This window comes from Longimicrobium sp. (assembly GCF_036399255.1).
In the GTDB taxonomy this organism is placed as follows: domain Bacteria; phylum Gemmatimonadota; class Gemmatimonadetes; order Longimicrobiales; family Longimicrobiaceae; genus Longimicrobium.
Genome location: NZ_DASWNM010000151.1, coordinates 145,137 through 154,672 on the forward strand (window position 1 = coordinate 145,137; position 9,536 = coordinate 154,672).

Annotated in this window: 11 protein-coding genes; 4 read left to right on the top strand and 7 right to left on the bottom strand. The window is 70.8% G+C overall.

Annotated features, from left to right (window positions below):
* Positions 1-24 precede the first annotated feature (24 nt).
* The 6 genes from VGC13_RS29325 to VGC13_RS29350 all read right to left on the bottom strand — a co-directional run bounded on the left by VGC13_RS29325 (position 25) and on the right by VGC13_RS29350 (position 4,313).
* Positions 25-423: a DUF1801 domain-containing protein gene (locus tag VGC13_RS29325; RefSeq protein WP_331128890.1), complete on the bottom strand. Its 399-nt coding sequence runs from the start codon at positions 421-423 to the stop codon at positions 25-27.
* 17 nt (positions 424-440) lie between these two features.
* On the bottom strand, positions 441-953 hold the full coding sequence (locus tag VGC13_RS29330) for a hypothetical protein (protein WP_331128891.1): 513 nt from the start codon (positions 951-953) through the stop codon (positions 441-443).
* A complete protein-coding gene (locus tag VGC13_RS29335; protein ID WP_331128892.1) occupies positions 953-1,393 on the bottom strand; it encodes a hypothetical protein in 441 nt (146 codons plus the stop codon). Before VGC13_RS29335 ends, VGC13_RS29330 begins: the two co-directional genes overlap by 1 nt.
* Positions 1,394-1,405: 12 nt before the next feature.
* Entirely contained in the window at positions 1,406-2,026 is a 621-nt protein-coding gene (locus tag VGC13_RS29340) for a GNAT family N-acetyltransferase (RefSeq protein ID WP_331128893.1), read from the bottom strand.
* A 1,281-nt stretch (positions 2,027-3,307) separates the two neighbouring features.
* Positions 3,308-4,033 (bottom strand): class I SAM-dependent methyltransferase, encoded by a 726-nt coding sequence (locus tag VGC13_RS29345; protein WP_349264264.1) that lies wholly within the window; start codon positions 4,031-4,033, stop codon positions 3,308-3,310.
* A 76-nt stretch (positions 4,034-4,109) separates the two neighbouring features.
* Positions 4,110-4,313 carry a hypothetical protein gene (locus VGC13_RS29350; RefSeq protein ID WP_331128895.1) on the bottom strand — a complete coding sequence of 68 codons (204 nt, stop codon included), beginning with the start codon at positions 4,311-4,313 and terminating at the stop codon, positions 4,110-4,112.
* Between the two features lie 173 nt (positions 4,314-4,486).
* On the opposite strand from VGC13_RS29350, the gene VGC13_RS29355 reads away from it, so the two are divergent.
* The 4 genes from VGC13_RS29355 (at position 4,487) to VGC13_RS29370 (ending at position 8,229) form a co-directional block, all read left to right on the top strand.
* Positions 4,487-4,765, top strand: coding sequence for an oxidative damage protection protein (locus VGC13_RS29355; protein ID WP_331128896.1), 279 nt, complete (start codon positions 4,487-4,489; stop codon positions 4,763-4,765).
* Between the two features lie 65 nt (positions 4,766-4,830).
* Positions 4,831-6,069: a tetratricopeptide repeat protein gene (locus VGC13_RS29360; protein ID WP_331128897.1), complete on the top strand. Its 1,239-nt coding sequence runs from the start codon at positions 4,831-4,833 to the stop codon at positions 6,067-6,069.
* A 485-nt stretch (positions 6,070-6,554) separates the two neighbouring features.
* Positions 6,555-7,757 carry a hypothetical protein gene (locus tag VGC13_RS29365; RefSeq protein WP_331128898.1) on the top strand — a complete coding sequence of 401 codons (1,203 nt, stop codon included), beginning with the start codon at positions 6,555-6,557 and terminating at the stop codon, positions 7,755-7,757.
* A 334-nt stretch (positions 7,758-8,091) separates the two neighbouring features.
* Entirely contained in the window at positions 8,092-8,229 is a 138-nt protein-coding gene (locus VGC13_RS29370; protein ID WP_331128899.1) for a hypothetical protein, read from the top strand.
* 99 nt (positions 8,230-8,328) lie between these two features.
* Here VGC13_RS29370 and VGC13_RS29375 read toward each other — a convergent pair whose 3' ends face one another.
* Entirely contained in the window at positions 8,329-9,417 is a 1,089-nt protein-coding gene (locus VGC13_RS29375) for a DUF1611 domain-containing protein (RefSeq protein WP_331128900.1), read from the bottom strand.
* Between the last annotated feature and the right edge of the window lie 119 nt (positions 9,418-9,536).

Consider the following 9,536-nt stretch of genomic DNA (forward strand, 5'->3'; position numbering starts at 1 on the left):
TGCCAAGTCACCGGCGGGGGTGGCTTACGTCCTCTTTCCCTTGGCGTCCGCCCGTTCCCGGTTTTCCTTTACCCGGATCTCCACGATCCGGGTGATCAGGTCCAGGGGCACCGGCTTGCCCAGCGGGAACTTCAGCGAGCCCTTGGGCCCCGCGTAGACGGAAAGCTCGTCCTTCAGCGCCCGATCCCCCATCTCCAGCGACGTGCCGAAGAAGCCCACGTGCTTCTTGAACGCGGCGAAGTACACCAGGTTGCCGTTATGCACGTACGTCGGCATCCCGTACTTGATCGTCTCCTCCGCGTCCGGCACCGCCGCCCTGACCGTCGCCCGGATCTGGCGCAGCACCTCCTGCACGTCGGGCGAAAAGCCGGCGATGTACTCGTCGATGGTGGCGGGGGGTGCCGCATCCGCTTGCATGGGCATTCTCTTTCGATGGGTTCTCAGCCGGTCGGCGGATGCGGCGCGCGGGCGGCGAACGCGGCGACGCCGGCCAGGTCCAGCGTCCATTCCGAGATCGACGCGCCGTCGTCCGTACGGGTGCGGCGGTCCTGGATGTGGGTGTACAGGTCGTCGGGATCGAACGGCTCCGGAAAGTGCTCGGCCGTCAGAAAGTGCTCCTGCGCCACCACGCGGTCGCCCACGCGCCAGAGCGTCCACCGGAACTCGTACGCCGAGGTGAAGAAGGCGGTGCGGTCCGCGCCATCCGCCAGGCGCCGCGCGGCCTGCGCCCACTGGCGCTCGTAGTCCTCGCGGGTCCACGTGCCGAGCAGCGCCAGGAACTCTTCCACGTACTCGCCCAGGGTGATGCGCCCTCGCAGCCCCCACGCGCCCTCGCCCAGGAACTCCGCCAGCGATTCCACCTCGTCGCTGATGAAGCGGATGTCGAACGTGCCGACTCCCGCCTCCGATCCGCCGCCCTCCCCGCTCGCCGCCGATTCCTCGCCGATGGACATCAGCTTCCCTGCATCATCTCGTAGACGGGCACGCCGTCCACCGGCGGCTCGTCGGTCAGGAACAGGCCCTCGAAGTAGCAGTGGTCCATCCCCTTCAGGTGCGGCGCCACGGTGTTGTTCAGCTTCAGCAGCAGCTCGCCGGCGGTGAACTGGGTGCCGTCGTCACTGCGAAGCTCCGCGGTGAACTCCGTGTACTCCTCGTCGTCCGGCGACTCCACGCCAAAGTAGGCGATGCGGATGCCGGGCGCGGACAGCACCACCTCGTCCGGATCCCACGTATCCTCACCCCCGACCTCCGTGTGGTACTCGGCGACGCGCCGGTTGAACTCCGCCGGATCGGAGAACTGCTCGCCTTCGAAAAAGCTCCACACCGCGGTCACCAGCACCGTCAGCGGGAACGGGCCGTCTTCGATGTCGTCCGTTTGGATGTCGTCCGTCACGGGATTCCTCGATCAGGTTGTGGATGTCGATGCCGCCGCATCCACCCCGATGGCGGACGGCAGGTCCTTGTACCACAGCAACTGGACTTCGTCCGGCAGCGTGGGATACGCGAAGCGGTTGATGACGCCCAGGACGCACCCCTGCCGCGCGTAGAAACGGCACGCCGGCACGTTGATGTTCTGCGTCTCCACCTTCAGCTGGCGGCACTCGCGCGCCACGGCCCACGCCTCCGCGGCCCCGAACAGCGCCGCGCCGACGCCCCGGCCGCGCATCTCGGGCGCCACGCGAAGGTCCCAGAGCACGGCCAGGTCCCGGCGCCCCTCCAGCATGTCCACGCCCGGCGTGTTGAACGCCACCACCGCCCCGCCCACGGGCCGGCCCTCCGCGTGCGCCGTGAGCAGCCCCCACCTGGACACGTCGAAGCGGATCGCCCAGCGCGAAGGCCGCTCCCCCGCGTAGTCGTCGTAGTTCTTCATCCACGGCACGTCCAGGGGCCGCTCCACCAGCGCGAAGCCGCCCAGGCCGCCGTCCCGCACCACGAGGTCCAGCACCTCGCGCACCTCGAACGCAATGGGAACGCGCGCGTACTGCCCCAGCCCCGCGATCGGCTCCTCACGCACCTGAACATCCATCTGAATTCTCGTCGAACCGTGACATCCTGAAGGGCAATGGTGCGCTCCCTCGATGGAAACGTCACTGGCCCCACACCACGATCTGTCATTCCGAGGGAGCGCCGTCCTGCCGTCTCCGTCCGCGAAGAACCGTGGCGCGACCGAGGAATCTGCTTTCCGTTTCCTCGTGGCCTGCCGTGACGCCCGGACTGGCCCCATCTGGCGATTTCGCCGCCGCGGCGGTTGCGCGGGCTGCCGCCTCCGGCCTCCCATGGGCCGACGGTAGATTCCTCGGCCCTGCGACCTGAGAGGGTGTTGCTAAACCTTGCATCCATAACGAAGCGGTGACTTCCTGAGGGAGCGCACCACGTCCAGCCAGAAGTCGCACAACCGATTGCGCGCGACCGAAGGACCTCGTCTCGGCGGCGCAGGGGCCAGATCAGGGCACGGGACCCGCCCCATCGTTCTGCTGGCAAGGTCCTTCGGTCGGCGCCAAGGTGCAGTGTACAAGCGAGTTGCGGGGCGGCGCCTCCCTCAGGAAGTCAATCACGCTGGGAGGTTTGGCAACACCCTCCGAGTCGCATTCGCCCGACGGTAGTGTGGCCGGACTTCGGAATGACAGTCTGTGCTCCATCACAGGGTGGCGCATCGACGCCTTGAACGTCACTGGCCCCACACCCGATCTGTCATTCCGAGGGAGCGCCGCCCTGCCCTCTCCGTCCGCGAAGGACTGTGGCGCGACTGAGGAATCTACTCTCCGGTTCCTCGTGGCCTGTCTCGAAGCCCCGAACGGGCCCCATCTGGCGGTTTCGCCGCCGCGGCGGTGGCGCGGGCTGCCGCGTCCGGCCTCCCATGGCCGACGGTAGATTCCTCAACCCTGAGACCTGAGCCTGAGAGGGTGTTGCTAAACCTCAAATCCATCACGAAGCGGTGACTTCCTGAGGGAGCGCACCACGTGCAGCCAGAAGTCGCACAACCGATTGCGCGCGACCGAAGGACCTCGTCTCGGCGGCGCAGGGGCCAGATCAGGGCACGGGACCCGCCCCATCGTTCTGCTGGCGAGGTCCTTCGGTCGGCGCCAAGGTGCAGTGTGCAAGCGAGTTGCGGGGCGGCGCCTCCCTCAGGAAGCCAATCACGCTGGGAGGTTTGGCAACACCCTCTTGAGTCGCAATCGTCCGGCGGTAGTGTGGCCGGGCCTCGGAATGACAGGCCCTTTTTCATCCCGCAGGGTGCGCGAAGCGCCGCTGGACGCAGGAAGTCGGGTTCCCGTGTGACTTCCGGACCCTGATCAGCGCGAGACACTCATCCGCTCGCCACGATCAGACGGTAGCCGACGTCGAGCTCCTCGCGATCCTCCAGGCCCGCGTTCCGCCGCGCCCAGGTGCCGTCGTCCAGGTCGCGGCGCAGGCGGCCGAGACGATCCTCGATGTCCGGGACCTGCGCGAACGCCGAGATGGCGCCGCGCACGTCCGGGTCCAGGTACGCCCGCGGCCGGCGCCAGTACGCGCCCAGAAAGCCGTCGGTGCAGTCCCACGGCACGGGCACCAGGACGACCTCCGCACCGCCCAGCGCGCGCGCCAGCTCCGCGACGGGCGGCATCCAGCGCCGGTCCAGTTCGGCGATCTCGGGAAGGTAGTCGCGCACCAGCCAGAAGGGTTCCGCGTCCGCATCGAAGGTCAGGATCACCACGCGCTCCCGCGCCACGTACACCAGCTCGGCCACGCCGGCGCGCCAGTCCGGCCAGTGGTGAATGGTCAGCACCGCCAGCGCCGCGTCGAACGACTCGGGGCGAAACGGCAGGGCGAGCGCGCTGGCCTGCACGGCGGGCGCCGCACCGGGCGGGCGCTGGGCGATCATCGCGGCCGAGGGCTCCACCGCCACCACGCCCGCGTCCGGCTCGTACGAGCCGGCGCCCGCGCCCACGTTCACCACCGACCGCACTCCCGCCAGCGCGCCGTGGATGTGCGCGGCGATGCGCGGGTCCGGCCGGCGGAAGCGCGCGTAGCCGTCGCCGATGCGGTCGTACAGCTGCGGCGGCGTCACGCGGACCGCCGGGCGAAGGTCCGCGGACGCATCCGCGCCGCATTCCGCGGTGGAAAGCACATCACAGCACCTCTTCGGCCAAAATGGACTCGATCGCCTCGCCCTCGCGCACGCGGGCGCGGCCGCTGTTCATCGACCGCCGCTCCTCCACGCCGCCGTCCGCAAGGCGCACGCGCACCAGCACCTGCGCCGCGAAGGTCATCCCCGGGTTCCAGGTGGCCACGCGGCCGTCGTCGCTGATGCGGGCGGGGAGGGGCTGCGGCACGTACGCACGCGGGAAGAGAGTCGATGGAGACGAAACCCGCCTGAAAGCTCACGCCGCCGGGCGTACCGGCGCAATCCCCGGCGCGGCGTTGGACGCGGACTTGCCGCACGCATTAGATTCGGTCGGGGTTCGCGGAACGCGGACACATCCATCATCCACAAGGATTCCATCCGATGGCCGACGTCACCTGCGTGCGCTGCGGACAGACCCGGGCCGGGCTGCCGTACGCGCCGTTCAACAACGACCTGGGCAAGCGCATCCAGGGCGAGATCTGCAACGTGTGCTGGCAGGAGTGGCTCAAGCAGCAGACCATGCTGATCAACCACTACGGCCTGAACGTGCGCGACGCCGAGGCCAAGAAGTTCCTGTTCGAGCAGACCGACAAGTTCCTGTTCGGCACCGGCGACGCGGAGCAGGTGGACACCAGCAAGCAGGGCACCATCCAGTGGTAGCCTGACCCGCGCCCCCCGCCCGCATCCCCGCGGGCGGGCGCCACCCTTCGCCGCCCTACCGGATCATGATCCGCCGTTCATTCCCGCTGCTGCTGACCGCCGCCGCCCTGTGCGCCGCGTCGCCCGCCCGCGCCCAGACGCTGGACGACGCGCTGCTGCTGTACTTCGACAACGACGTGGAGGCGGCGCTGCCGGTCTTCGAGGCACTGGTGGCCCGCAGCCCCGACGATCCGGACCTGCGCACCTGGCTTGGCGATGCGCTCCTGCAGCTGGAAGACTCGGACGCCGCCATCGAGGAGGGCCGCGAGGCGCTGCGGGTGCGGCCCTGCCACTCCGGCGCGCACACCCTGGTGGCCGGGGGCTTCATCCGCCATCGCTACAACCAGCCGGGCGGGCTGGACTCGGCGTGGACGCACGCGCGCCGCGCCGCGGAATGCGAGCCGAACGACGGGAACGCCTGGCTGTACTACTGGATGGCGGGGATCATGCGGCGCGACACGGCGGCCGCGCTGCGCAGCCAGCGGCGGCTGAAGGAGCTGGGCTTCTTTACCGACCCGGTGATGGAGCGGGCGCGCTGGATGCTGCGGTCCGCGCCGCCGGGCGCGGTGCTGGTGGCCAACGGCGACACGGACTTCTTTCCCATGGGCATCGTCCAGGCGATGGAGGGGCTGCGTCCCGACGTGGAGCTGGTGCAGCGGGGGATGCTGGAGTTTCCGTGGTACGTGCGCAGGGTGGCCGCGCGCACGGGGCTGCCCATGCCCGCGCAGGTGCAGGGGCTGGGCGATGACGCGTGGGAACCGGCCGCCTCGGATCAGCCCCTCCCTGAAGCCGCCGGCGCCGCGTGGGCGGCCGCGACCCTGGCCGGGAGCGCGCGCCCGCTGGTGCTCGCCGCCACGACGGCGACGGAGTGGGTAAAGGGCGCGGCGGCGGTGCGGCCGGACGGCGGCGTCCAGACGCTGCACCCGCTGGCCACCGCGGGCGAGGGCGGCCTGCCGCCGGCGGACGCCGGCGTGCTGGCCGCGTCGCTGCGCCACATCGACGTGGCGCGGCTCGACGGGCCAACGGCGGTTCCCTCGGACCGCAGCCCCGTTCGCCACACCGAGGGCCATCCCGCGGACCTGGTGCTGTGGGTGGCGGCGTACCTGGCCGGCACCCGCTACGACGCCGGGGACGACGCGGGTGCCCGCGAGGCCCTTGTCCTGGCGGATCGGATCATAGCCACCGGGCGGGTTTCCCCCGCCGCCGCGGCCATGTACACCGGGGCCCGCGACATCATCCAGAGCCCCCAGGCCGAAGTCCCGTAGCCGAGCGCAAACGGTTGAGAGGGTGTGCCAAACCTCCGAGCGTAATTGACTTCCCGAGGGAGGCTCCGCCCCGTAACTCGCTTGTACACTACGCCTTCGCGCCGACCGAAGGACCTCGCCAGCAGAACGACGCCCTGATCTGGCCCCTGCGCCACCGGGACGAGGTCCTTCAGTCGCGCGCAACCTGTAGTGTGACATCTGGTTGGACGTGATGCGCTCCCTCAGGAAGTCACCGCTTCGTTATGGATTTGAGGTTTGGCAACACCTTCTGAGAGCCTCGCTGTTCGAGGCGTCGTCCGGATGTCCCGCGGCGCCGGGGATCCTGCCGGATGACCTCATCGAGCCGGTCCCACCGAAACCGACGAGTTCCCGCTCGGCGCCGGCGGCGCGGACCCGGTGAGCACCAGCAGGCCAGCCTGACGTCCCTTCGCCCGCCCGCATCCCCGCGGGCGGGAGACACCCCGACCTTCGTCCCGCCTCGTTCGATGAAGACCGTCATCACCGTCCTTCTCGCCTGCGCCGTTTCCGCGCCCGCCGCCCGGGCCCAGACGCTGGACGACGCCATCGCCCGATTCCATCGCGACGCGACCGACCAGCGGGTGCTGGACGACTTCCAGGCCGTCGTCGACGCGCACCCTGACGACCCCGACACGCGGGCATGGTACGCGGAGGCCCTGCTGCACCACGACGCGCTCCGGACCGCCGCCCGCGAGGCGCACCGGGTGCTGGAGGCGGCGCCCTGCCACGGCATGGCGAACGCCGTCCTGGCGCGCGTTCACCTGGCCAGCGCCGAGCCGGACGCCGCGGATTCCGCCGGCGCGTACGCCGAGCGCGCCACCACCTGCGCGCCCGACGACGGCAACGCGTGGCTCGCCGCGTGGGACGCGGCCGCCCTGCGCAACGACGAGGCGGCCGAGCTGCGGGCGCAGCGGCGCCTGGGAGAGCTGGGCTTCTTTGGCCCGCCGGTGCTGGAGCTGGCGCGGTGGACGCTGCGCGCCGCGCCGCCCGCCGCCGTGCTCTTCGCCGGCGACTGGAACTACCATCCCCTGCAGGTGGCGCAGACCGCCGAAGGCGTGCGGCCGGACGTCACCATCGTGCGGCTGAGCCACCTGTCCATCCCCGCCTACGTACGGCGGATGGCGGCGCGAACGGGCTACCCCGTGCCGCCCGAAGCGGAGGGGGTGGACGGCGGAGCGCCCGTGCACCAGGACGACGGCCCCGCTCCGCTGCAGTCCGCCGTGGGCGCGCTGTGGGCGCAGGCGCGGGTGGAGGGCGGCAACCCGCGCCCGCTGGCGCTGGCCGCCACCGCCGACCAGCGGTTCATCGACAGCGGGGTGCTGCTGCGCCGCGAAGGGCCGGTGATCACCGTGAACCCCAGCGGCCGGCTGAGCGACCCGCTGTTCCTTCCCGCCGCGTTCACCGCCGCGTGGGAGGACCTGGACCTGCGGCGGATGGCCGGCCCCCTCACCTCCGCCGGCGACCGCAGCCCGGCGCGCCGCACCGACCTGCACCCGCTGGAAGCGGTGGTCGCCATCCTGGCCGTCTACGCCGAGTACCAGGGCCGGCGGGGCGAGACGGACTCCGCGCGGCAGGCGCTGGGATGGGCGCAGCAGGTGATGGACACCCGCGGCCCCCGCCCGGAGATCCAGGAGCTGCTGGACCAGGCGCGCCGGAGCATCGGCCCGTAGCCGGCGGGAACGCGGAGCCTTGTGCGTTCCGCGCCCGCGGCGTTACCGTAGTCACACTCGCCAACGCCGTCCCTGAAACCAGGACTCCTTCGATGTACCACAACCAGGCCGACTGCTGCTGCGAAGACTGCTGCTGTGGCGGCGCCTGCGGCAAGGACTGCTGCTGCAAGGGCTCCTGCTGCGGCTGACCGGCTCCGCCCGCCCGAACACCGACTGAAGCCCCGCCCCGCGCAATCGCTGCGCGGGGCTTCGCTTTTTCGGCCTTCCGCCGGGTCCGGAAACAGCAGGGGGAGGTACAGAGGAACGGAGAACCGCCAGAGGAACAGAGGACGGGATGGGGCATCCCACGGCGCGCATCGCCGCGCCGGACGTGGCCGCCAGCCGGGACGACGGCGTGCTGGACTGCCCCAATCCCAGAACGGCTCCGGCCAGCTCTACTGTCCCTGACGCAGGCGGATACGTGGCGGGCTGATCCTGATCAGCGTTGGGATGGATGAAGAATGCGCGGGCGGCCAGAATTCCGGCCGCCCGCGCATTCTTCACCCCTTCACCCCTTCACCCCTTCACCCCTTCAACCCTTCACCCCTTCACCCTTCCCCTCCGCCCCACGCTGGATCGCCTCCGCCAGCACGTCCGCTCCAAAGCGCACCGGGTCCGTCACGGGCAGGCCGGTGAGGTCGGCGATGCGGGCGATCTCGTCGCGCGCCGCGGACTCGTCCATGTCGAACGTGACCAGGGAGATGCCGATCACTTTCGAGGGACGCAGCGGGGCGATGGCGCTCTCGCAGAGGGCGATCATCTGTTCCACGGAGGGGAGCGGCATCCAGCTGTACGCGTTGCCGCCGCCGTACGGGCACTGGCGCGTGGGCTGGTGGCACAGGATCATCGCGTCCGGCATCGATCCGTGCAGCAGCCCCAGCGTGACGCCCGAGTAGCCGGGATGGACGAGCGAGCCCTGCCCCTCCACCAGCACCACGTCGTTCCCTTCCGCCGCGCGCAGCACCAGCCGCTCCGCCGCCCCGCCGATGAAGTCCGCCACCACGGCGTCCACCGCGATCCCCCATCCCTCGATCAGGATCCCCGTCTGCCCGGTCGCCGCAAAGCCGACCTTCACCCCGCGCTCCGTCAGCGCGTCGCGAATGCGCAGCCCCGCCGTCATCTTGCCGATGTTGCAGTCCGTGCCCACCGTGAGCACCGAGTAGGCGTCGATCAGCCGCGCCTTGCCCTGGCTTACGGGCAGGTCCGCCGGCGGCTTGCGCAGGTCGTGGATGCGAACGCCGCGCTCCGCCGCCAGCCGCGCCAGCTCCGCGTCGTCCCCCAGGTGCACGTGCAGCCCGCTCACCACGTGCAGCCCGCCCGCGATGGCCGTGCGCAGCATGGGCCGCCACGCCTCGGGCAGCCCGCCCCCCTGCGGCGCGATGCCGACGAGGAGCGCCGTGGGCCCCATCCGCAGCGCCTCCTCGATGGTGCCCACCACGGGGGTCGCTCCGCCGAACCCCAGCACGTCCTGCACCGTGCGCCCCGCGTGCGTGGAGTCCAGCACGCACACCACGCGGTCGGGGATGAAGCGGACGGCGCTGTTGGCCGTCTTGCTGGTCAGCGGCCCGAACTGCCCTTCGGCGACGACGACGTAGCGGTACGTGGAGAGATCGTGGGTCACGGGAGGAAGAGTGCGTGAGTGCGTGAGTGCGTGAGTGCGTGAGTGCGTGAGTGCGTGAGTGCGTGAGTGCGTGAGTGCGTGAGTGCGTGAGTGCGTGAGTGCGTGAGTGCGTGAGTGCG